The organism is Acinetobacter sp. YH12045, assembly GCF_013419925.1.
GTDB classification, from domain to species: Bacteria; Pseudomonadota; Gammaproteobacteria; order Pseudomonadales; family Moraxellaceae; genus Acinetobacter; species Acinetobacter amyesii.
The window spans coordinates 259,193-284,454 of sequence record NZ_VOZE01000004.1 but is presented as its reverse complement, the minus strand read 5'-3'; the positions used below and the strand labels follow the sequence as shown (position 1 = coordinate 284,454).

16 protein-coding genes are annotated in these 25,262 nt (G+C 42.4%); 8 read left to right on the top strand and 8 right to left on the bottom strand.

Annotated features, from left to right (window positions below):
- Positions 1-87: 87 nt before the first annotated feature.
- From recD to FTU02_RS07910, 3 genes are all read right to left on the bottom strand, one after another.
- Positions 88-1,815 carry an exodeoxyribonuclease V subunit alpha gene (gene recD, locus FTU02_RS07920; protein WP_257232770.1) on the bottom strand — a complete coding sequence of 576 codons (1,728 nt, stop codon included), beginning with the start codon at positions 1,813-1,815 and terminating at the stop codon, positions 88-90.
- A 194-nt stretch (positions 1,816-2,009) separates the two neighbouring features.
- A complete protein-coding gene (locus tag FTU02_RS07915) occupies positions 2,010-5,780 on the bottom strand; it encodes a UvrD-helicase domain-containing protein (protein ID WP_257232768.1) in 3,771 nt (1,256 codons plus the stop codon).
- Complete coding sequence (locus FTU02_RS07910; protein ID WP_180156616.1) at positions 5,777-9,562, bottom strand: exodeoxyribonuclease V subunit gamma; 3,786 nt, start codon at positions 9,560-9,562, stop codon at positions 5,777-5,779. The genes FTU02_RS07915 and FTU02_RS07910 overlap by 4 nt, the downstream gene beginning before the upstream one ends.
- 179 nt (positions 9,563-9,741) lie before the next feature.
- On the opposite strand from FTU02_RS07910, the gene FTU02_RS07905 reads away from it, so the two are divergent.
- Complete coding sequence (locus FTU02_RS07905; RefSeq protein ID WP_180024754.1) at positions 9,742-10,263, top strand: hypothetical protein; 522 nt, start codon at positions 9,742-9,744, stop codon at positions 10,261-10,263.
- Positions 10,264-10,404: 141 nt separating this feature from the next.
- On the opposite strand, the gene FTU02_RS07900 is transcribed toward FTU02_RS07905, so the two are convergent.
- Positions 10,405-11,823, bottom strand: a complete 1,419-nt coding sequence (locus FTU02_RS07900; protein WP_078192821.1) for a phosphate--AMP phosphotransferase — start codon at positions 11,821-11,823, stop codon at positions 10,405-10,407.
- Positions 11,824-12,028: 205 nt separating this feature from the next.
- Between FTU02_RS07900 and FTU02_RS07895 the strand changes: the two genes are divergently transcribed.
- The 7 genes from FTU02_RS07895 (at position 12,029) to FTU02_RS07865 (ending at position 18,321) form a co-directional block, all read left to right on the top strand.
- Positions 12,029-12,742 (top strand): hypothetical protein, encoded by a 714-nt coding sequence (locus FTU02_RS07895; protein WP_180156614.1) that lies wholly within the window; start codon positions 12,029-12,031, stop codon positions 12,740-12,742.
- 226 nt (positions 12,743-12,968) lie between these two features.
- Complete coding sequence (ubiE, locus tag FTU02_RS07890; RefSeq protein ID WP_078192823.1) at positions 12,969-13,913, top strand: bifunctional demethylmenaquinone methyltransferase/2-methoxy-6-polyprenyl-1,4-benzoquinol methylase UbiE; 945 nt, start codon at positions 12,969-12,971, stop codon at positions 13,911-13,913.
- Positions 13,914-13,929: 16 nt separating this feature from the next.
- Positions 13,930-14,598 (top strand): SCP2 domain-containing protein, encoded by a 669-nt coding sequence (locus FTU02_RS07885; RefSeq protein ID WP_180156612.1) that lies wholly within the window; start codon positions 13,930-13,932, stop codon positions 14,596-14,598.
- A gap of 18 nt (positions 14,599-14,616) precedes the next feature.
- Positions 14,617-16,236, top strand: a complete 1,620-nt coding sequence (locus FTU02_RS07880) for an AarF/ABC1/UbiB kinase family protein (RefSeq protein WP_180156610.1) — start codon at positions 14,617-14,619, stop codon at positions 16,234-16,236.
- Positions 16,237-16,340: 104 nt separating this feature from the next.
- A complete protein-coding gene (locus FTU02_RS07875; RefSeq protein WP_180156608.1) occupies positions 16,341-16,748 on the top strand; it encodes a hypothetical protein in 408 nt (135 codons plus the stop codon).
- Between the two features lie 106 nt (positions 16,749-16,854).
- The gene (locus tag FTU02_RS07870) at positions 16,855-17,934 is read left to right on the top strand and encodes a patatin-like phospholipase family protein (protein WP_180156606.1); all 1,080 of its coding nucleotides are present in this window, start codon (positions 16,855-16,857) and stop codon (positions 17,932-17,934) included.
- A gap of 72 nt (positions 17,935-18,006) precedes the next feature.
- Complete coding sequence (locus FTU02_RS07865; protein ID WP_078189807.1) at positions 18,007-18,321, top strand: hypothetical protein; 315 nt, start codon at positions 18,007-18,009, stop codon at positions 18,319-18,321.
- Positions 18,322-18,390: 69 nt separating this feature from the next.
- On the opposite strand, the gene FTU02_RS07860 is transcribed toward FTU02_RS07865, so the two are convergent.
- The 4 genes from FTU02_RS07860 to FTU02_RS07845 all read right to left on the bottom strand — a co-directional run bounded on the left by FTU02_RS07860 (position 18,391) and on the right by FTU02_RS07845 (position 25,200).
- The gene (locus FTU02_RS07860) at positions 18,391-20,571 is read right to left on the bottom strand and encodes a SulP family inorganic anion transporter (protein ID WP_180156604.1); all 2,181 of its coding nucleotides are present in this window, start codon (positions 20,569-20,571) and stop codon (positions 18,391-18,393) included.
- A gap of 234 nt (positions 20,572-20,805) precedes the next feature.
- Positions 20,806-22,011, bottom strand: coding sequence for an ImmA/IrrE family metallo-endopeptidase (locus FTU02_RS07855; protein ID WP_180156602.1), 1,206 nt, complete (start codon positions 22,009-22,011; stop codon positions 20,806-20,808).
- A 26-nt stretch (positions 22,012-22,037) separates the two neighbouring features.
- Complete coding sequence (locus FTU02_RS07850) at positions 22,038-22,721, bottom strand: hypothetical protein (protein ID WP_180156600.1); 684 nt, start codon at positions 22,719-22,721, stop codon at positions 22,038-22,040.
- 118 nt (positions 22,722-22,839) lie between these two features.
- On the bottom strand, positions 22,840-25,200 hold the full coding sequence (locus tag FTU02_RS07845; RefSeq protein WP_180156598.1) for a Tex family protein: 2,361 nt from the start codon (positions 25,198-25,200) through the stop codon (positions 22,840-22,842).
- Positions 25,201-25,262 lie beyond the last annotated feature (62 nt).

Sequence of the window (25,262 nt, the reverse complement as noted above, 5' to 3'; positions counted from 1 at the left end):
TCAAAAAGCTATAAGAAGCTCTATGCGCAAATCTCCTGAATCAATGTAAGCTATTTCTTACAAAATACGGTACATTTTTGCCAGGCTTTACAAAGATAGGTGATTGTTAATTTTTTCTAACAAACCACTAACTCGTGCTGTTCTTTTTATAAGCGCTTTTGCCAATGCATCTTTTGCAACAAGTAAACTCACCACTTTTTTTGCACGTGTGATAGCGGTATAAATCAGCTCTTTACTCATCATTTCGGTTGCATGATTTTCCAAAACTACCGCCGTATGGGTAAATTCAGAACCTTGAGACTTATGTATGGTCAATGCGTAGGCAGTTTCTATACTTTTAGGTAACCGTGTTGCCACAACCCATTTATCCAAACTGGGAAAATAAACCTCAAACTGCGACTTTTCCGTCATCGGTCGTTTTAAGCAAATCCCAATATCACCATTTGATAGTCCAAGTTGATAATCGTTATAGGTCATCATAACTGGACGACCAACATACCAATCCCCTTGTTTCAACACACCCAAGGCATTTAAGACCCGAAGTTCAATCTGCTGATTGAGCTCATGTAAGCCTAATTTTCCATGTCGAATGGCCGATAGAATTCGATAATCATCAAAATAACGAATCAATTGGGCTAACCAATCTGCATATTCAGCGGATTGCTCTGGCCATTGTTTTAACCATGCCACATAGGGCTGAAAACCATACATCAGTTGATCATAATATTTTGCCCAATGTGCCGCACTGTTCGTGGCTTCGGGGAGATATTGCAACTGAATCACATCGCTCATATTCGGTGTCAGTTGAATCGGCTGAAGTTCGGATGCAGATACCACCTGATGTTCGAATTTCGCCAGAACTTCTGTGGTTGTTTGCTGTTGTTCTTGTTGTTGAATAAAACGGGCAAACTCACCAATGGCTGCACCCTGTACAAAGCGACGGCTGGTCTGTAAATGGGTGCGGTGGGCTTGTAAGGCATCCACATCCTGAAGATTAGCCAAAACTGCACCTACATCGACCGAAGCCAACTGTTCTGCATCCCCCAATAGAATCAGCTTACTGTTCTGAGGGATTGCCGCGAATAGCATCTGCGCCAAACTTAAGTCCAACATAGAGGCTTCATCGACCACAATGACGTCATAGGGTAAGCGTTGACGTTCATTAAACCGCGGGATAGCGCGCGTCCCTAATCCCAATAGACGATGCAAAGTCACGGGTTTCAAATGTTTGTGAATAATCGAATAATGCTGCAATGCAGGATCTTTAAACGCTGCTTGTAAGGCTTCTTCCATGCGCTGCGCCGCTTTTCCTGTCGGTGCTGCCATGGCAATTCTTATATTTGGATTTTGCTCATTCAACACGGCAATAATCCGTGCCAAGGTATAGGTTTTACCTGTCCCAGGCCCACCGGTAATGATATTAAAATTGTGCTGACACACCATGTGCAGTGCTTGAATCTGATGTGGATCGGTCAGTAAATCCTTTTCAATATTCAGCATCTGCGTTTGATTGAGATTTTGCTCTGTTTGCTGTTTTAAACGTGCAACTTGCTTGGCTAAAGCATTTTCTAGTGCCCAATAGCGATAAAGATAAAGTCGCTGTGAATCAAAAATAAAAGGCGCAACAGGTGTTTTTTCAGCATGCTCATGCTGAACCATCTGAGCCAAACATTGAATCTCTGCATCTTCGGCCAAAATACAACTATCGCCTTTTTCCACGGCTTGCATCAATTGTTGAATTAACTGATTTGCAGCAGGATGACTGGCCTGATTGGGTAAATAGTGTTGGATTAAATAGTCAATCCAATCCGGCAAAACCGCATCTAAATCAGCTTTTTCTTGGGTATTTTGGGGAACTAAAAGCTGCGTTTCTGCAGTATTTTCTTGTCCCGCGTACAAAGGCTGTGCTGACAAGGCTTTTTGATCATTTTCCACACAGTTATCCTCAAACTTATCCACAATGCAACCTATTGTTTCAGCGTGAATATTTTTATCTTTTTCGTGCTTATTCACGTTTTAGCCACAACCTTTTCGCTCAATATTGCATCGAGGTTTTGAATGAATGTATCCGCCGGCTTCCAGTGATATACCCCACGATCGGACTGTCCATCCATACCGCGAAGATACAAATAACTCGCCCCACCCAAATGCTGCTTCATGTCATAGTCTTTCATCACGGCTTTCAAATAACGATGTAGGGCCACCAAATATAAAGCCGCCTGCAACCAGTAACTAGAATGACTCATACTTTCTCGAATATAGGCATGATTATAATGTGCGGTCTGATCGCCTAAGAAATTACTTTTATAATCGGCAATGTGATAACGCTGACCATCATAATATACCAAGTCAATCGACCCCGTCAGATAGCGTGCTGTAAACACATCATTCAAATCTTGTATCCGTAAATCTGGCTCATTTAGGCTTTCAAATAGCATGCGTATTTTACGTATTGCCAATGCACGATCTGCCATACTTAAATGAAAGTCCATTTCTGAACGATATTCACCATCGTTTAACTGATGCAGGCTAAAACCATCATGCAACGGTGTATGAATGATTTGACTGTACCATTCCTGCATTTCTTCAATCAGTTCAGCTTCGTCTTGTTCAGGGTTCGCCGTTTGCCCAAACTGTTTAATCAAATTTTGCAATATTTGCGGCGAATCAAACTCAACATCACTATGAAAACGCGTTGCGATGGCTTTGGCCAACTTCTCTTCTGGGGTGCTAAATCGAACTTTTTCCATCAACTTGTGCAAGAAACTTCCGGGCTTGGTTCCCTTTGGAAAGTGCCGTTTAATCCAACTAATTTTCTCTGCAGTTTCTGCTTCAATGATTTCAATTTGTTCAACTTCATCGGCAGCCCTGTCTTCTGGCTCGGTCATGACCGCTGCCAGTTGGTCACGTTGTATATGTGCCTTATGCGTCGTGCGCGTGAGCGCGGTAAAGCTGGTGGTTTCCCGTGGATAAAAATGGCTGTTGGGAATTTCTTCCGCGTCTAATACAACAGTTTCAACCTGAGTCTGGGTCAAAATCGGTGGTGCTGCACGCAGGACATCGGCATCCACACTATCTGCGTGTTGGAACAGATCTGGTGCGCTTCCACGCCAAAAAGTCAGTCCTGAACGCGCTTCTGCCACTTGTTTCTTTTCTACCTCATGATGACGCAGCACGGCATAGACACGATAACTGGCACGGGTCAACGCCACGTACCACAAACGATGGTGCTCTGCTTCATTGCGTGCTTCATTTTGTTGAATATCATCTTCGGGTAAGTCCGAAGACTTCACAGCAATCACACGTTCTAACCCAAGGCTTTTTTGCTGATTGTCTTTAAGGGAAAAATTCAAATTGCCTTTTTCACTTAAGCCTGCATTTGCTCCCAATAAAAATACACAACCAAACTCTAAGCCTTTGGATGCATGGATCGTCATCAATTGCACCCCCAATTGCCCAGTCAATTTTCGCTCTTGGGTACTTTCATTATTGATGCCTAAATTGATTTGGCGAATAAACCATTGATAGAGCTTATGCGCACCGGTGTAGTGTTCGCTTTGCTGACTTAATAATTCTGCGATATGGCGTAAATTCACCACTGTGCGTTCATTATCTCGACTTTGCCCAGCCACCAAACGCGTCCACACCTGAAAAACCGTCATGCAGCTATTCCACGCGCTGCGGAATCCTTGCTCATTCCAAATTTGTCGGATCTGTTCAAGTTTTTCGACAATTTCGCTCAGTCCATCTGCTTGCTGTTCGAGTGCGACCAGTTGTTTCAGATCAAAACCCAATAAACGGCTCAGCAGCGCACGTTTCACCTTGGCTTCTTGATAAGGATTCAAAATCGCGGTCAGCAAAGCGGCTACGTCTTGTGCGACGGAACTTTTATAGACACTGTCCCGAGAGGCTTTATAACAAGGAACGCCCAGCTGCAATAAACATTGTTGCACTTGCTCTAAGTCGAAATGGTTTTGCCCTAAGACCGCAATATCGTTTGCTGTCAGTGCTCGCTGGATATTGTTTTCTTGAAAATATAAATGTCCTTGCTGAGCTTGGTTGAGTAATGACTGAATCTGCCAAGCTACTTGTTCAGCTTCATTTAGCGTTTCATCCAAAGCCAACCAACGCAGCGGTTGTGGATTGACTTGATCATGATCAATCAACGGAGGATGCTCGCGCTCCCCTGCTTGAATTGGGGTGTATTCAACTTGCTCACCAAAATCCATTTGCCGATGAAACAAGGCATCCACCACTTCAACCAAATTTTTGACTGAACGATGGTTTTTGTTCAAGGTATAACAACGTCCACCCTTAGTTTGAATATCATGACGCGCTTTACGATAGGTCAGCATGTCACCGCCACGGAACCCATAAATCGCCTGTTTGGGGTCGCCGACCATAATCATACAACCCTGATGTAAGCGCTCCTTGACCCGCCAAATGCTAGACAGCATGTCATCTTGATCTTGGTTGGTGTCTTGAAATTCATCGACTAAAATCAGCGGATATCGTGCCAAAACATGAGCGGCAAAACTGTCTTTCCCTGCTGCTGAGCTTTGCTGTAAGGCTTCCGATAAGGTCCTAATTTGTTGTGAAAAGGTGGTTTCGCCAGCGTGGGACAACACTTGAGGTAAACGCTTTTTGACTTCCTGTGCCAAATAAAAGTTTAGAAATTGTTCTGCTTGATTGATATGTTCATAAGCATTGAGCACCGCTCGGAGTTGTTGCACAAAAGCATGTTGATAAAATTCTTTTGAGACATCTGGCTGCTCTTCAACGACTTTGTCTTTAAATACACGTGGCTTGAATTCAGTTTTATTCGGATCATAAAACAATGAACGAATGGCTTTCATTGTCGGTTGTAACACGTCAGACTGAGTCAATACCCCTTGGCTACCCGCAGCTTCAAAGTGCTGTAAAAACTCGGGAATGCGTGTGTTAAAGGTGACAAAGAATGCCCCTTTATTAAAACGTCGAGCGTCGACAAGGTTCTTATAATGACTTGCGGCATCAAAACACGCTGCAAGTTCTACACGAGCAGCAGGCAGCATTTGCGCAAGCTGATGACACATCGCCTCAAAATGTGCCAAAGCATTTTCGGGTAATTCAGGGACACGTAAATCCACCGATGGGAAGTTTAGACTTTCCTTTACCACGCCCAGATAATATTCAGGGCCTTTCAACTGATGATTCAACAGCAAATATTCAATCAAATGCGCAGGCTGCTGCTGAATCCAATCTCTTAATAAATCATGAATAATACGTTCAATATGTAGATCTTCATCTTCACTGATTTGCACCTGTTCGATACGACCACTTTCAAAGGCAAATTCACGTAATAACTTTTGACTAAAGCTGTCTAAAGTTCCGACAAAGAGTTCTTCATATTGTTGTAAGACCACGTTCAGCCGATTGTAGGCATAATCTAAATGATGCCCATGATCTTTCAACACCTGCTGATACAAAGGGTCATTCAAACTCTGCTGAAGTTCGGCCAACTCATCTTGAGGTGTCGCCAACAGGCTATAAATAAAGTCACGGGTTTCTTCAATCCGCAGTCGTACCCGCGCTTTGAGTTCCGCTGTAGCCTTACGTGTAAAGGTAGTGGCAATGACCTGATTCGGCATATAACGATCGAGAAAAATCCGCACCATCAGACTGGATAGCGTATAGGTTTTCCCTGTACCCGCAGAAGCCTCTATCCAATGGAGTCCTGTAAAGCTCATGTCTGCAATCGGGTTGGTGGACATATTCATCGTTTGCTGTGGCATATTCATTTTTTGACCTCAGGCTTGATGACATTAAGTTTTTTTAGGCCGTCATCTGCCTCGGTATCCATCACATGATATAAACGTTCTGCATAATAACGACAGGACAATGCCAGAAGTTCATCTGCCGCTTGTTGCTGTAAAATAAAGCTCCAATCACGATGGTGGCTATTGGCTTCATTCGACTCCAACTCCACACCACCAAAACTATGATTTTTCAGCCATTCCTCTTGAAGCTTTGCAAAATTATCTGGCATGAGTTGGCCTGTTTCATTTTCTACCCAAGTGCATTTTTCTTGGCGAATTAAGGCAGCAGGCAGCACCACAGGACGTTTTTGTGCATGTTTCCACATCGCCAGCCATTCACTGAGCTGTAGCTTGGCTTGTGCGGAGCTTAAACCACAACAAACTATACTTTTATCATTACAAATCACTTCACGACGATATGCAGCCCCCTCATCACCTAAGTCTAAATAGCTCAACCACAGAAGATATTCGAGCCAAGTTTGTGTCTGACGTTTAGGCTTTGCCCCAGATGCCATACAGCTTAACCAATGCATACTCTGACGGTCTTCAGGCACGGTGATGCTCAGTATCAAATGCGGTTCAAGCTGTAAGTTTTGTAAAGTGGTCGCAGTTACACAACGTCCATCTAAACGTGCTAACAATTGTGTCTGCTCTTGCAAACTGAGCTTCCACGTTGCTATTTGGCTATGTCCTACAGGCAGTACATCTTGGAATAATGCTATATCTGGTTCAGTTGGAGTCGTAGAGTTCTGATCCTCAGCTTGATTGACACGAGATGCAGGCTGCACATAATGCTTTTGCAACAAGTTACGGACATGGTATTGCTGTAAACGGTCAAGTAATAAAGGCTCTTTCTGTGGTAACTGATCACCGGTATACACACTGGCCACACCAAGCGTTTTCAAATATGCCCGAGCTGGGAATACCACATCTTTAATCCATTCCTGACCATCTAACACCCTTACTTCTTGTGTATCATGCACTGGATAATCAAGGTTAATCCAGGGTTGGCGTTGTCCAGACTGATTTAAAATATGTTCCGCCACAGCAAACCATTGATCTTTATATCGTACGTTTTTCGACTGCTGAAATCCTGTCGGGTCAAATGGCTGCAACGGATAGATATGATAGAGCGGTTCGAGTTGCTCTGGAATTCGTAAGCCATCCAAATCCAACATGGCATCATGTGGCTGATCTAACTGCTGGGGTTGAATCATTCGAGCGAGGAATTGGCTAAACTCATAAATGACAGATGATGGTTCACGACTTTCACCTCCATTGACATCAAAGCCATTATAGAAAATCCATAAGGACTTTCGGGCAAATAACAAGGCATCTAAAAATGCACCTTTATCATCTTCCAAACGTGAGCGATCACCCAATACTGGCTTAAACACATCCATTAAATCAAAAGGTACTTTCTGATCACGACGTGGGAATTTTCCACTATCCATGTTCAACAACACCACCAGTGAAAATGGGACTTGACGGATTTTACCCATGTCTGCAAAGGTCACTGAACCAGTTGGTTCGATCTGATCGACAGAACCATCGATGCCTTGTTGTATCTCCTTGAGCAATAAAGATAGCGGTAAATTAAAGCTATTTGGTAGCGACTCAACTTTTTCACTTTGGGCATTTTTCAGTCGTTGTGTCATTGCACGCATCACACCGCGTATGGTTTCAAATGCTCGACCACTGGCTTCAACAAAAGGTTTTAAATCTGCATCTAGCTGTTGCAACCACGCTTTGACCGTCTGTGCACTGAGGTTAGGATTAAGCCAATCTCGACGCGCACTGATATCTTGATAGATCTGAATTAAGGTTTGCACCAACTCAAAATCACTACTCTGCACCCCTGCGAAACTTAAAGTATTCTCAAATACGGCATGCTGTGGAATCGCAATCCCTAACGCCAAACGGTCTAAAGCAAATTTAAAGGTATAACGATAATCTCGGTCTTGCTCAGACAAATAAGCCAACATGTGCTGTTCATCTAAACCACGACGGAAACCGGCTTGAATTAGCAGTTCCATCATACGTTCCATTTGTACATGGTCGAGCTGATACAGTTCTTGCACCGCATTCAAATTCAACCAATCGTGAAAATCTTCTGCGGTAAAACGACCTTGGCTAATTTCAATGCGTCCAACAAAGGCTTTCCATGCATTTTGAATATCTTGACTAACCACTCCTGCAATTTTTACTGGGATATAAGGTAAATCCACAGCACTGCGACCCATGCCTCGAGTCGTCGAAAAGACCGTCCGAATATGCGGTTCCAGTTCTTTTAAATTTGGCACCAATACCAAGATATCACTCGGATAGCGTGGCTCTTGTTCCGAGCCTTCGGCCAACCAATGTACCAACTGCTCACGTAAAACTTCTAACTGACGCAGGCTAGAATGACAGACATGAAATTGAATCGATTCATCTGAACCCGCGAGTGCATATTGATGCTGTTCGGGCTCTTCTAAAGTCATGATGTCATATTGAATTTGAGCGAGCAGCGTTGTCGGCTCAGTATCTGAAAAAATATCTTCCCAGCCTTCGCCACCAGACATATTCACCAATAATGCAAAGTTATCCCGCGCACGTTTGCCTAAACGAGTCAATAATGAATGCTGTGATTCACGAAATTCCGCATTGGTTGTACTCAGATAGGCCTGAATTTGTGCCGTGCTGACATTGGGATTTCGCTCAATATAACGCTGTTGTAATTTTAGGTTATAACGATCTTTCCAAACTGGATCGACCATGTCTACCCAATACTCACGCGATGGGTTGAAATACAACAAATGTACTTCGGTATACGCCGCCAAACGATATAAAAATTTGAGTTGTGCAGGTGGTAGTTCTAAGGTAGTAAAGACGAAAATCTGTTCAGGTAAACCGTTATAGGTTTGATGACGCTCATCATCATCGCGTTCATCATCCTCAGCATCCAAATCAAACTGCTGCTGCCGATTTTGCTCAGCATGCGCCAAAGCAAACCAAAATTTATTGTCTATTTCCTGACGGTCATTAAAATCTTTTTTGAATACTTGATGCCACAGCCAACGCTGCCACTGCTCTAGTTGTCGAGCCTGCGTCGGTAAATATTCATCAGCTTGTTCAGGTTTCAGACCTGTGAGTTGCATAATATTTAATGGCTGATTATGACTCCACGCTTTTAGCCAGTCGGTATCGCAATGTGGACAAATCCATTGCTCAACACCTTCATCAGGGGTATGAATACAACTGCCACGAAAGGCCATGTAGTTAGTAAAAAGCCGGGTGACTTGAGCAGCGATCCAGTACAACATTTCTTGGCGCTTTTGCTCACGTTTTTTTCGATCTGAGAGTTGTGCTGTGCTGTCAAAAATACGCTGAACTAAGGGCTGCACGTCTGTCGGAATCTGAGCAGCATCAAACTTATCAGCCGCAATAAACCCAGCTAGAGCATTATAAATACGCCACTGCATAATCAATGGCGGCATGTTGATACCTTTAATTCGCTCACGGTCTTGTTTGTTCGGCAAGGCCCAATCGTAGGCTTTCCACTGCAACCCTAAAATTTTACGATGATGCTTAATATTGGCACTAATACTGATTTTTTCAGCAACTTGTTTTTCTAACCATGCTGCAATGGCTTGATCCGGTACCACGATATGCCGTTCTTGCAAGACAGATAATGCATTAGTCGACTGATTTGATTTCAATTTTTTGATTAGACAATCCACCAAAACTTCGATTCTTTGACTCTGAATTACATGTATTGCCATGGATTACCTTTACAGCCTGAGTGACCAACTACTACAAAACAACAATGATTATTTACTATACATCTTGGGCTGTCTATGCGACTTTGACAAGAGAATAGATTGCAAAAAATGCTTTTAAACAAGTATCTTAATGATACTTTATGAGAAAAAAACCAATCCAGTATCAAGGGTATCTGCTTATGAAAATTGATAACATTCCTGATTCCATCGACCCTAACTTAAATCTGGACATTATTCGCGCTGAATGCTTAGAGCTCGTCAAAAAACGTGCTTATTTTTCAGCAGGTGCAGCCATTATTCCTGTGCCATTTTTGGATGTGGTGATTGACGTCGGAATTTTGTCACAGCTCATTCCAGAAATTAATGCGCGTTTTGGTTTAGCGCCAGATCAAATTAGTGTGTATGATCCAAAAACCAAACAAATTCATTGGACAGAACTGCGTAAACGTGGTGTCGAATTTTCTGGTTTAGTGGTTGCACGAACCGCGATGAAAAAATCGCTAAATAACATTGCAGCAAAATATATTACCAAACAAGTCACTAAATTTATTCCATTAGGTGGACAATTGGTGGCAGCCAGTTTGGGTTATATTGTGATGAAAAAAGTCGCTGAAACCCATGTAGAAGAAAGCTACCAATTGGCGAAGCGTATTCAACAGAAATTTCCGAACCAACCTGTCCCAACGCCTAACAATGGTTAACGAAACGATGTATAGCGCATCAACAAGATTTAAGAATCAAAGTGATTTAAACCATAGATCTAAAGATGAAGTAAATCTGAAAATAAGCGAGTTTTGAAAATGAAGAAAAAAGCCACGAATTGCGTGGCTTTTTTCATAAAATCAATCTGCTTTCAACTGCGCTAAAATCGTTTTTAGCACTTGTAAACGAGCACTATGCTTATCATTGGTCGCAATCACATGCCACGGCGCATATTCTGTATTCGTGCGTTGCAACATATCTGCAGCAGCTTTGAGATAGTCATCCCAACGGTCACGATTCCGCCAGTCATCTGGAGTAATTTTAAAACGTTTATGCGCGGTTTCTTCGCGGGCTTTAAACCGCGCAGCTTGCTCATCCTTATCTATGGCTAACCAGAACTTGATGACAACCGTTTGAGTGTTATATAGGTCCTTTTCAAAGCGATTAATTTCATCATATGCCCTCTGCCATTCAACGGTATTAGCAAATCCTTCAATCCGCTCAACCAAAACACGACCATACCAACTGCGATCAAAAATCGTGATTTTCTCTTCAGGGACAATTTTATTCCAAAAGCGCCATAAGTAAGGACGGCGTAGTTCATATTTTTCAGGTGCTGCTATGGTATGAATTTCATATTCGCGTGGGTCTAACTTTTTAACAATACGTTTAATTGCTCCGCCTTTCCCTGCGGCATCCATCCCTTCAAACACGATCACCACGTTGCGTGAATCAAAACGTAAAGCTTCAGCCACCTTACGGCTTAATTTTTTTAATTCTTTTTTATAATCGGCTTCATCAGCGACGGCTGTACTTGGCTCCAATAAAGCCTGTGGTGTTTTGGCTTGTTTCCAACGCCCTACCGCTTTAGTTTCATGTGTTGGACAATGTTTTAAAGTGCGTAAAATATACTGTGCAAATTGCTGATCACGGACTTGCTCATCTTCACAGTCGATAATGATCCAGTCATGACTAAAACGCTGACGTAAACGTTGCAAGTTGTCATATTGTTTTTTATTGCGCCAATCTAAACCATGCAATTTATGCCAACGCGCTTCACTCGGGTCCATTTCATCCAAACGTTTTTGTAAAGATTTCCAAGATAAATCGAACCAGACCTTAATCACATCGACATGATTATTTTTTAGGTCTCGTTCATAAGCCCGCATGTTCTCGACATATTCATCAAATAAGGTTTCATCCAAAGGTTTTGACACATGCATGGCGGTACTGAGCAAATCACTATACCAGTTTCCAAACATCACCATGATTTGCCCTTCGGCAGGAATAAACCGTGCATAAGACTGCCAAAAGGTTTGTTTTGGATTAAATATGATCGGGGCATCCGCTTTCACCCTTAAGTAACGTGGATCGACCCATTCACGGAGCTGTTTGACGGCCTCCCCCTTACCCGCAAGCTCTATTCCGCTGACTAAAATCAACACACTTTTGGCATTAGGCTGACGGCTGGTATTTTTCAGTTGATATTGCGCTTCAATTAGCTCAACCGAGAGTTGTTCTTCATCCATCAATTGAAATTCTGTTTCTTTTAAGCTCATGGCGGACCCTTGGTTTTATTCTGTTTTGAGTATAACCATGCCGTTCATCACACAACAATGCTTTCATGTATATGCTGAAATGGAAAATATGACCGTTTCTGCAACAAACTGACTCAGATTGACCTGTAATTTCGTCACTTTGTCATAGCCCTAAGCTCCAACACCAACTAAGATTCAAAGATCTAAAAAATAATTGAGACACTCAATGTCCAAACTTGCAGTATTAGATGATTTACTTGAACTGTATTACCAGTTGAACTACCACAAAAAGCCAGAAATTTTACAGCGTTTACAAGATGTCCAGCAGTGGCAAAAACAGCGTATGCAACGCACACATGCCATACAATTTGCTGAAAAACACAATGTGCTGATGTCTGAATATTTTATTAATCGTTTATATGGCGGTCCTGATTTTGATGCATTAGCAGCACAAATTGCTCGTCTCACGCGCTATGCACACAAAGCTGAAAAATTGATTCCAGACAATGCTATAAAGACTGGTACTTCGGGTGTACAACTTGCCATTTTAGCCGTACAGCTTGATGAACAAGTGGCCATGCAATTATTAGAAGATTATCCATCCAATCTGCCCCTAACCGATGAAATGATGCGCCAGACTTATCTTAAGCTCGATCAGGGCAAGGACCGTATGTTACAGCTGCAACTATTGGACGATTTAGGTCGTAATTTAGATAAATATATGCGCTCATTTATGGTCTATACCGCCTTTAAGATGTGCAAAGGTGCAGCAATAAAATATAACTTCGAAGTGATGTATGACTTTATGCAAGATGGCTTTCTCGCAATGAAACCACTTAAGTCAGCAGAAAAATTTGTGCGTGAATTTACCACTGTAGAACGTCAAATCATTGACCGTGTACATGCTGGAGACCCGAACCCGTTTCAGCCTGCGGCCTAACAAAATTATCATCCCCATTCAGCCCACATTTGATATAAAACAAACAGGGCGTTCAAGGCTGAATTCAGATTTTTTATAGGGGTTTTGCAAAGCAATTACAGCAGCCCCTTATTTTTTCTGTATATTATTCACAACAAATGCAAATGACTGCTGTATAACAACAGAGAATCTGTCATCATGCTTACAAAGTAACATTAACCCTATTTATAAGTTAGGAGTGACTCTAATGTCTAACGAGAATCAAACGCCTGTCCCTACACCTGAGTCGGCACAAAATACAGACAAAGCGAGTCCATTCTTAACTGAACCTTTACCACAAGGGACAGCGCAAGGTCAGCAACAATCTTTAGAACAACGTCTGACCGACACACCTGTGACAGGTTCAGTACCCAAATATAATCTGCCACGTGGCGCGAACACAGGTAATGTTGGGCCAACTACACACTTTGGTTATCAGACCGTGAGCAGCGAAGACAAAGCGCAAAAAGTCGCGGAAGTTTTCCACTCAGTGGCTGCGAAATACGACATCATGAATGATTTAATGTCATTTGGTATTCACCGTCTATGGAAACGTTTTGCCATTAACATGTCAGGTGTTCGTCGCGGTCAGCACGTACTGGATATTGCAGGCGGTACAGGTGACCTTGCTAAAGTGTTCAGTCGTGAAGTTGGTCCGACAGGTCATGTGGTGCTTTCAGACATTAACGAATCGATGCTCAATGTCGGTCGTGACCGCCTCATTGATGCTGGTTGTACCAATGTCGATTTCGTTTTGGCCAATGCTGAAACTTTAGAACCTTTTGCAGACAACAGTTTTGACCTATTAACCATTTCATTTGGTCTACGTAACGTGACTGACAAAGATGCTGCTCTTGCTGCAATGTACCGCGTTCTTAAGCCAGGTGGTCGTTTACTGATTTTAGAATTCTCTAAACCGGTATTTGAACCATTCTCAAAACTGTATGACTTATACTCATTCACTGCATTACCAATTATGGGAAAAATCGTAGCAAATGACTCTGAAAGTTATAAATACCTTGCAGAATCAATTCGTATGCACCCAGACCAACGTACTCTTAAAGGTATGATGGAAAATGCAGGCTTCCAAAACTGTGATTATCACAACTTAACGGGTGGTATCGTAGCCGTACATCGTGGTTTCAAACTTTAATACTGCAGGCTGAACTATGTGGTCGATTCTCGCACTTGGTGCAGTTGAACGCTTAATTCATCATTTCATTGATCTGGATGCTATTACTCGCATCCAACTGAATGAATTGCAAGGCAAAATGCTTCGTGTGGTGATCGACTCACCACAGTTGTCGGTGGATGTGTTTTTTGACAATCAGAAAGTTCGCTTAGAACCGACGCCAACAGGACACTCTGAAACCGCATCTATCTTTGAGCAACGCCCTTACGAGCAGCAGTCAAGTACGACCGAAGCAACGGCGACCTTGCATGTCAAAACGGTCGTCGAGCTCCTTAAACTGCTGTTGGCTGAAGATATCGGCAATATCCCATTGCAAGGTGATTATCATTTATTGCAGGATATCCAACGCATTATGCAGCAAGCTGAGCCCGATTTAGCTTCGCATTTAAGCCCTTGGATAGGTCCAAGCCTTGCACATGAAATTGGTAAGTTGCAACTTGCCCCCAAATATCTCAAACGTACTTTACAAAGCCATTTGTTCTTTGCTGAAGACGCGTTAAAAGAAGATTCCGGCTTGTTTGCCCCACGTTGGCAGATGGATGACCTGAATCAAGACACACGAATTTTGAATCAAAATCTGGACCGTGCAGAAGCAAAAATTCAGCAGCTGCACAGCCAAATTGACTCATTACAAGACAACACTTAAGACTAGGTAATTGCACATATGATTCCGCACGTTTCACGTTTACTCGACCTTTGGCGCATCGCTGCGCACTATAGACTCGACACGTTGTTTCCTGCGGAAGAATTACCGGAAAAAGCCCGTCATATTCTTTCTCTCATTCGCATGCACCCTGCGGCATGGTCAAGCCGTGAGCGTAAAAATCCGCTCAAGCTCAAAGAAGCCATGGAAGAGATGGGCCCGCTGGCCATTAAAATGGGGCAATTACTGTCTACCCGTCGTGACTTGATTCCACCTGAAGTTTTACAGCAATTGGTACTACTACAAGACCGTGTAAAACCTTTTTCGAATGACGTTGCCAAAATGCGCATTCAGGAATCACTCAAAGCGGATGTGAATACCTTATTTGCACGCTTTGACGAGCAACCATTAGCCGCAGCATCTATTGCACAAGTGCATACTGCTGCCCTGTATGATGGCCGTGAAGTCGTGGTAAAAGTGACTCGCCCAAATATTCGCAATCAAATTCTGGAAGATTTTGAAATATTAGAGTGGCTTGGTCAGTTCCTTGAAAAACGTCTAGAAGCCGCTCGTGCCCTGCATTTATCTGAAATTATTCAGGACTACCGTCAAATTATTCTCAATGAATTGGATTTGACTTTAGAAGCGGATAACACCCGTCGTATGCGTCATTACTTCACCGGTTCAAGCATGATGTACGTGCCTGAAGTCTACATGGACAGCCGTGATGTAATGGTCGAAGAACGTATTACCGGTGTGCCTATTTCAGATATTGTGACCTTTGATCGTTTGGGCATGGATCGTAAAGATTTAGCCGAAAAAGGGCTCACCATTTTCTTTACCCAAGTGTTCCGCGACAACTTCTTCCATGCAGACATGCATCCGGGTAATGTATTTGTCGAAACCATCAATCCTAGCAATCCACGCTTTATTGCCTTGGACTGCGCGATTATGGGTGAGCTTTCAAAGCACGACCAAATGACCGTAGCACGCATGCTACTTGCGGTTATGAACAGCGACTTTATGCAGCTGATTCAAATCGTGCATCAAGCGGGTTGGATTCCACCGGGTACAGATCAAGATGCCTTAGCACGTGAAATGCGTCGCACTGTTGGCCCAATGGTCTCTAAACCAATGCATGAATTGGACTTCGCCGGCATTCTGATTCAAGTGATGGATATTGCGCGTCGTTTCCATTTAGAGATTCCGCCACAACTGATGTTGCTGCTCAAAACCTTGGTCCATGTCGAAGGCTTAGGAACTGATCTCTATCCTGAATTGGATATTTGGAGTTTAGCAAAACCAATCCTCACCGATTGGATTAAAGCGCAAATGAATCCGCAAAAAAACTTAAAAGAACTCGGACAAAAAATTCCAGACTTACTTTTAGGTGCGCAAGATTTACCAACGCTGATGATCGACAGCCTGAATGGTTTAAAAAATCAGTCGGCTTGGCATGCTAAACAACTCAATGAACTGCAAAGCATGCGCTTGCAAATGGAACATCAGCAAAAGCGTAGTTGGGTCTTTGGCAGTGTTATGGCCATCTTCCTCTCCATTGCGATAATTGCGCCATGGTACGTTTCCATCGTATTAATTGCACTTTCAAGCTTACTTGCCATTTGGCGTGTGTTTAAATAATCTTTGTATTTAAACAATATGTTGTATCCATAGCTCCTTTAAGCCCTTTGACAATAAAGGGCTTAAAGCCATAAGAACAAAAAATTTAAATAAGGCTGAACGCCATGTCATACAGTTATTTAGGGGTACTGTATGGTCGAAATCCACTCAGAGCGTGCGCCACTGCATTGCTATATAGTTTTTCGACCCTGCTTGATGTGTTGGTTCAATTAAATATGCACATGCCTTTTCTAAACTGGCAACCGTCAGCCAACACCATCCTGTATCGGATGCAACATAGCGCTGCATTTTGGTGGATCATTCTCTTTAATGCACTTCCCTGTTTATTCCTACTTTGTTTGCCACAGCAAAAACTCATGGCCGGGTTAAATTATTGGTTATTAGCTGGGGCCGTGGTTTTTATCATTAATCTATTTGCTTGGGCGGTCTTTCCAATGGCGACATGGGCAATCGTCTGCCTCAGTTTGTTTCAATTGCATCGGCATAATGAACAATTATTACAGCATTCCTGAGTGATACCCTGATATGACTGAGAAGTCATTTGTCGTAAGTTTCAGCCATTGGGTCTGTGCAAAAACGCACTAGAATAATTCTACGACTGTATTTTAAGCGACTGCCATGACTCAAATTTTGCAAAAAAAACCGCCTGCGCTCAATATCCGTGCTGGCCATTTAGCACGCCAACTGATTGAACAAGAAGGTTTAAACGCTGCTCAAGTGGATATCCTGCCCGGTGCTGCTGGTGGCCCGAAAGGCATTGGTATTCAAGGTTTAGATCAGGCGATTTTTGCTGACTTTTTGCCACGTGCGCAACAAAAGCGTACTTTAATTGGTTCATCGATTGGCAGTTGGCGCTTTGCCAGTATTGCTGCTTGGGGAGCTATCGAAGGCACGAAACGCCTCTCTGAGCTGTATACCAATCTGAGCTTTCATAAAAAGATGAGTCGTCAAGAAGTCAGCGATGTGTGTCGTGGCATGCTGATCGATTTGATTCAAGGTCAAGAAGCTGCACTGGTTAATCATCCTGATTATCACCTCACTGTGCTTTCAGTCAAAGCTCAGCATATTTTCCAAAGTGATAAAGCCCTGCCGCTGTTAGCCTCTGTCGCAGGGATCGTGGGCACGACAGCGCTTGCACGTAAACACAGTCGTTATTTCATGCAGCGTGTGATTAGTCAGCCTGTGTCAGGTCATCAATTTACTGTGGCGGATGATGGCTTTACCACGCATTACCATGCATTGACTCAAGACAGTGTCATGCCGTGGCTTATGGCTTCTGCATCTATCCCCGGTGTCATGGCCGCGATACGTGATATCCCTGATGCGCCACAAGGCAGTTACCGCGATGGCGGCCTGATTGACTATCATATTGACCTACCCTTCCAAAGTCAGGGCATCGTGCTGTATCCGCATTTCACGGATAGCATCACCCCAGGTTGGTTTGATAAATTATTTAAACGCCAAGCCAATCCTGAAAATCAGGCGCGTACCCTGTTGCTGTCACCTTCACAAGAATACCTTGCAAGCTTGCCGCTTGGCCGACTGCCTGATCGTAAAGACTTTACCCTCAAAGGCTTAGACAACCAACAACGCATTAAAATGTGGAATCAATGTGTGGCTGAAAGTCAGCGTATGGGCGATGAGTTTTTGGAGTTGGTTGAAAAGCAACATTTCCCAGCAGTCATGCAAGCACTCTAAGCGTTACAGTAATCTCTTGCGAGGGACGCTATAATCCTGTTTCAGAATTTTGAGCTTATTTAGTATAGATTTATGCGGATATTTTTAACTGTTTTGCAGTATGCCTGCATCGCTTTTGCACTTTTCCTTGTTTATCAAGTGTCAACCGCCTTGATCAGCGGCCAATACGATTTAATGGAAGTGGTAGCAGATGTCGGTACCATTTTAATTTGTATCGATTTGGCGGTGTTTTTATTTACCAGTAATGCAAAACAAGGCATTAGCATCGAAGACTATGCGAAACAATTGGAACAAAAGCCGTCAAAATTGGTATATGTCACCCGTAAATTGGGACATTTCGGTATTTTGCTGATCATTACCAGTTGGATTGTACCGATGATTCGCTAATGTATTTTAGTTCAATAAAAAGGATCATCATGTGTTCATGATGATCCTTTTTATGTCATCGGATTTTATTTATCCGAAGAAATTAACCCGTCCAGTTTTTACATCATACACTGCACCAACAATCGCCACTTTACCTTCTTGCACCAACTGCTGTAGCACTTCACTATTTTGCAAAATATAGCGGATGTTGTAATGCACATTCATTTGCGTCACTTGCTCTAAAAATGCCGGACTCAGCGTTTGTGGTTGCATCAATTCGGCAACACGCGATACAGACTCATTGAGTGGCCCCAGCACATATTGAATATGTGGCATACGCGTCAGGCTCTGAATCGATTGACCAGCTAAATGCAACTGACAAGCACTGCTAACCGCACCACAGTCCGTATGACCAAGCACCACGATCACTTTGGCGCCTTTGGCTTCGCAGGCAAATTCTAATGAACCCAAAACTTTTTGCCCCGCGACATTCCCCGCTATACGTAAACTAAATAAATCACCAATTCCAACATCAAAGATCATTTCAGTCGGCGCACGAGAATCCATGCAACCTAACACTGCCGCAATCGGATGCTGTCCTTCTTCTGCGGTCACCCGCAGTTGCCGATAGATATCTCGTTGTAAACGCTCATTTTGTACAAAACGTTCATTGCCTGCTTTAAGCAAAGCGAGCACGGTCTCTGGGTTCAAACGTTGCTGTAAAGCTGCGGTACTAATATCTATATCTAATGCCGCCTCCTGCGCATCGGCATAGTGTGCCTTGAAACCAATCAACTGCACTTGCACTTTACGCTGTGCTGCCTTTTCCTGCTGGTACTCTTGAATAAGCTGGAAAATATCAGCATCCATATCGCTCACATGTGTGGCATCAATCACCACTTGTTCGCCCCGATGGATATGTTCCAATGCAGATATTAATGCCGAACGGTTGAGAAAACTGACTTGTGAAGGCAATTCAATCCGTGTAATCACCCCATGTAAATGATGCTCTTTATACACCTTCAGTCCCTTATTAAAATTGGCGTATAAAATAAAGGCCGCACTACTGGCTAAACCAATCAAGATTCCGAGCAATAAGTCTGTGAATAAAATCGCCAGTAAGGTAATGATAAAAGGAATAAATTGTTTCCAACCTTTTAAATACAACTGTTTAAACAATTTGGGATGTGTCAGTTTAAACCCAGTGAGGATTAAAATTGCGGCTAATGCTGAAAGCGGAATCATGTTCATCAAAGGCACTAAACACAGTACGGCAAACAAGAGCAATACGCCATGAAAGATGGCAGAACATTTACTTTTAGCTCCAGCACTGGCATTGACAGAACTACGAACAATTACTGAAGTTAGCGGCATCCCGCCTATAGCACCCGAAACGACATTGCCGATGCCTTGCGCCCATAACTCTCGGTTGGGGGGTGAAGAGCGCTTATGCGGATCCAATTTATCTGCTGCTTCTAAATTCAATAAAGTTTCTAATGACGCCACGACCGCCAAAGTGACAGCGCCCGTATAAATCAGAGGATTATTTAAAGCGGTCCAATCTGGAAAGATCATCACATTTTGTGGCTGCTCCCAAAGGTTTGGAAGTTGAATGAGGTTCGATGGATGAACTGCAAAAGGCGAACCACTAAGTACCAACACGGCATTGCACAGTGCAGCAAGAACGACAGCAACCAAGGCCGAAGGCAAAACCCACTTTTTGCAAGGGCTATGCTCCCAAAGCAACATCAGGACAAGGCTACCGATACCGATCAGAACAGCACCGATATCCCATTGCAAATTGAGCGGCTGTGACTGCCACAGCACTGACCATGAAAATTGATTCAAACCAAATAGATAAGGTATTTGACTCCCAATCAAGATCAGCCCGATGGCTGCCAATAAACCCAATATGACATTGTTCGGAATAAAGTTGGCAAAGAAACCGAGCCGAAATATGCCAAATCCAATCTGTAAAATACCGGCAAAAACAATACACAATAAAAAGGCGGCATAGTTGCCGCCGAGTAGTTCAAGCTGTACTAAAATGACTGCTGTTAAACCTGCTGCTGGCCCTGCAACACTGATATGTGAGCCACTCAGTGCTCCAACTAAAATACCACCGACAATGCCAGCAATAATGCCAGAAAGAATCGGTGCGCCAGAGGCCAATGCAATGCCTAGACATAGCGGTAAAGCCACGAGAAATACCACTGTTCCAGATAAAAAGTCGTGAATATGAAATCGATGTCGTTCAATTTTAGATGTCATCATTTTACCGTTTATAATAAATATCAAATAATTAGATGTAAGTATGTAAAGCCTAAAGTTTGTAACCACTTTATGGCGTGACTTATATTGTCTGACAATCGAACGATTCTATAGTGTTTTTTGATACGTGATTTGTGTGATTTTTACACTTTATTGCGAAGTTTAAGATTCAGCTCATTTATCTTTGATAGGCCTTAAAAGAAATAAAAAAACCTCCCAAATGGGAGGTTTTTTTTAAGAAATTTCTCTATTTCTTCGCATCTGTATAATCTTATTTTCATCATCCAAATAACGTATGCTACTTTCCCTTCTGTTAGCAGAATTTTTTAAACTCACGATCGTACCAAAGTCCTCTGACATATATCCCTTTGGTAGACCAAATAGGATTTCAATATCCTCATCCAACATAGCTAAATCTTGCTTCAATTGTGATTTTTTAAAAATATTTTCGGATATTAAAAGCTTTGCCATTTTACTCAGTAGTGTAGGTATTTCTGGCTGAATTACATCATCTAGTGGCTCACCCATTCGCCATTTACGATAGCTATAGTTTCGCCACAAGCGTGTAGATAAATCAGCAGAAATAATATCAAGACTTACGCCACGCATAATTAATGCACCGACTGAAACTTTCCATTTTCTTTTCAGTACAAGTAAAGAATCTAAAGTCGGGCTATATAAATCAAAGGCAATACCATCTGCAGGGCATAAGAAACACGAAGCAAAGAGATGTGCTTCCTTCTCTATTTCTTTATATCGCAGTTTGTAATCTTCTGCAGTCAAATTCGCATGCAAAATCAAATGTGCAAGTTCATGAGCTAAATCAAATCTATTTCGACACGCACTCGCCTTGTCACTCGAAATCAAAACATATGGGCGTCCCAAAATCCATTTAGATACACCATCCATAGAGGTTGCACCTAAATCCTCGCGAATAACAATCACACCAACATTTTCTAATAGCGTAATTAAATTAGAAATTGGTGTATTACCCAATCCCCATATTTCACGATATTCGGTTGCAATTTTTTCAATTTCACTAGGTGTAAGTAAAAAAGATTCTTCTCTACTCAATATTTTGGGAAAGAAAACATTAGGTAAATTCACCCAATTCTCTAAGTAAGCAGATGCTTCAAATGTAATTTCAAGATGGGCTTCTGCTTTCCTTTGCAAAAGCTGAGTAGCTGTAGCATTAGATCTAAAGAAAGATACTTGACTTCCTGTATCCAAATCTTTCTTCAAGAACCAATTTTCAGGAAACTTTAAAACATTGCTCATTTGAGTAAGAGCATAAGCCTCTGGTAACTGCTGCCCCTTAATCCATTTTGAGACTGTACCTGAACTATATCCAATTAACTCACCTAAAGATGTCTGTGTCATACATCTTGCATGTAGAGCTTGGGTCAGGCGTTTACCATTAAATTGCATGACTCCACGCATCATTTGTCTCCTATATAGAAGACAAACTATTCAAAATTTGTCTTCCATTTTTGTTTCAATGCTACCTCTGATTCTTTCTCATCCAATCTGAAAGAAGAACCTTCTTTATTCATGATGTTATAAACTTCAATGATTTCCTCTAAGAAAAAAACATAATGTTTAAAGCCATCAGCATTTGGAACATTGAATACTAAACTTGCATCATTTTGGGAATTTCTTTTTATCCCCACAGTCACAAAGAACTTATCTTCATCATCAGTAAATACACTGCCATCCTCAGCCTGCTCACAAAAATCAAGAACACCTTGTAAGGTTAATTCAGCGTTTAAGGATGAATAGTATTTTTGATAATCTGCTCGAGTTTGTGCTATTTCGGGATTATTAGAATATGCAACAACAAAATTTCTCGTCTTTGCCAATCCATACTCTCCGCCTTTTCGCCCATTAGTTGATTCGATAAAGAACGGAATACCGTACTTAGCACATACTTTCTTTAATAAATTCATCCCATGGTAATAAGAAAGATTACCTGTTGCTCGAGCCTGAAACAATTTGTGCTCAATTGAGCTATTAAGTTCCTTAATTCGCCCCTCAACAGCTAATAACTCTTGCTCTAAATCAATCGCAAAATGATCTGAAAATTCTCTAACCAAATGCTGAAGAAAATACAATCGTTTTTCTTTAGAGTGGTCATTAGAATCATTTCCCATTATATACCCTAAATAATTTTTATTAAATTGGAAAATATCATATTTTTTCTTCGTATGGAATATTTTTTAGACAAATAAAAAAACCTCCCAAATGGGAGGTTTTTTTAACAGTTAAAGATTACTTCGAACCTTTAATCCCTGCTTGCAATAACAACGCACCTAAACCACCAATTTTATTTTCTTGTGGTTTCGCTGCTTGAGGTTTTTTATGACCTTGTGGGCGGTCGCCTTGCGGACGGGCATGCTGTGGACGTTTCGCATGTGGCTTACGCTCACCACGTTGTTCTTGCTGCGCATTGTCACGACGTGGTTGACGTTGTGGTTTCGCTGCAGCAGCACCTTCTGCACGCATAGACAAGTTGACACGGTTACGTTCAACATCGACATTCAAGACACGAACTTGAACAATTTGACCTGGTTTCACGACTTTGTGCGGATCTGCAACAAATTCATTTGCAAGTTCAGAAATATGCACTAAACCGTCTTGGTGTACACCCACATCCACGAATGCACCGAAGTTCGTCACATTCGTAACCACACCTTCAAGCTGTAAACCTTCAGTCAACTGCGCCACTTCAGTGATGTCTTCACGGAACTTCGCCGTACGGAACTCTGGACGCGGGTCACGACCTGGTTTCTCAAGTTCAGATAAAACGTCCTGAATCGTTGGCAAACCAAATTGATCATTTACAAATGCTGCTGCATCGATCTGACGGATAATTTCAGTATTACCAATAATATCTTTTACAGTCGTCGCTTTTGCTTCCACAATTTTTGCCACCAAGTCATATGACTCTGGGTGAACTGCAGATGCATCCAATGGTTCAGAACCATCTTGAATACGTAAGAAACCTGCTGCTTGTTCAAAGGTACGTTCGCCTAAACGAGGTACTTTCTTCAAACTTTGACGGTTATCAAAACGACCATTTTCTTTGCGGAATTCAACAATTTGCTGTGCAATCGCTTTGTTTAGACCCGCGATATAACCCAAAATTGCAGATGATGCAGTGTTGACATCGACACCTACTGAGTTCACACAGTCTTCCACAACCGCTTCTAGCGTTTTTGCCAAACCGGTTTGGTTCACGTCATGTTGGTATTGACCTACACCAATCGATTTCGGATCAATTTTCACAAGCTCCGCCAATGGATCTTGTAAACGACGAGCAATCGACACTGCACCGCGAATAGATACATCTAGCTCTGGCAATTCTTGAGATGCCAATTCAGATGCTGAATAAACAGATGCACCCGCTTCAGAGACAGACACACGAATCAAATTCAAATCCGTATTCGCAGCCATCATTTCAGCCACAACCGCTTCAGTTTCGCGGCTTGCAGTACCATTACCAATCGCAATTAATTCAACATTGAATTCGCGGCAAAGGCGCGCAAGTTCAGCAACTGAACCAGCTTTGTCTTCTTTCGGAGCAAATGGGTAAATCGTGCTATGTGCAAGAACATCACCTGATGCATTCACAACAGCCAATTTCACACCCGTACGGATGCCTGGGTCTACACCCAATGTGCAACGCGCGCCTGCAGGAGCAGAAAGTAATAAATGACGTAGATTTTCAGCAAAGACATCCATCGCTTCAGCTTCAGCAGCCAAACGTTTTTCAGTCAATAATGAATGTTCAATGGCAGGACGAACTTTACCGAGCCAGAACAATTTTGCAGTTTGTTTTAAAAAATCTGCACGCGCTTGTGGCTGAGCTGTTTCTATATTGTATTCAGTTTCAATACGAACCAATGGTGCTTCATCTTCACCATCGACTTTTAAGCCCAAGACATTTTCTTGACGGCCACGGAGCATCGCCAGTAAACGGTGTGAAGGGACTTTGTTTAAGCTTTCAGAGAAATCAAAGTAATCACGGAATTTTTTACCGACTTCCTTTTTCTCATCACTTGCAACTAAACTTTTCAACACTGCAGTTTTCGCAAATGTCGCTTTTAGCTCAGTGGTTAATGCAATATTTTGTGCCCAGTCATCAATTAAAATGTGTTGAATCGCGTCTAATTGGCTTTCAACATCTGAATAATCTTCATGACTAAAACCAGCTAAAGCTTCGGTTGGATCAACCGCTTCATTAAAGATTTTTTCAGCGATTGGGCCTAAACCCGCTTCTTTGGCTTTAAATGATTTACTGGTACGTTTTGGACGGTACGGCGCGTAAATCTCTTCTAAAGCATTTTTCGTTTCTGCTGCATTCACGCGAGCAAGTAAGTCATCAGATAACTTGTTTTGTTCTTTTAGAGATTCGATTACCTTTTCACGGCGCTCAAATAAATCACGCAGGTAAGTCAGACGTGTATCGAGCTGACGTAATTGAGTATCGTCCAGACCTTGCGTCACTTCTTTACGGTAACGTGCGATAAATGGAACACTGGCACCTTCATCAATGAGCTTGATGGCAGCTTCAATTTGATTTGGACGTACGGCAATTTCTTTTGCCAACTGCTGAACTAAGTCAGTCATCGTATTAGATCCCTGCAAGGATAAGTTCTAAAAGCCATGATTATAAAGACCAAGACCATAAA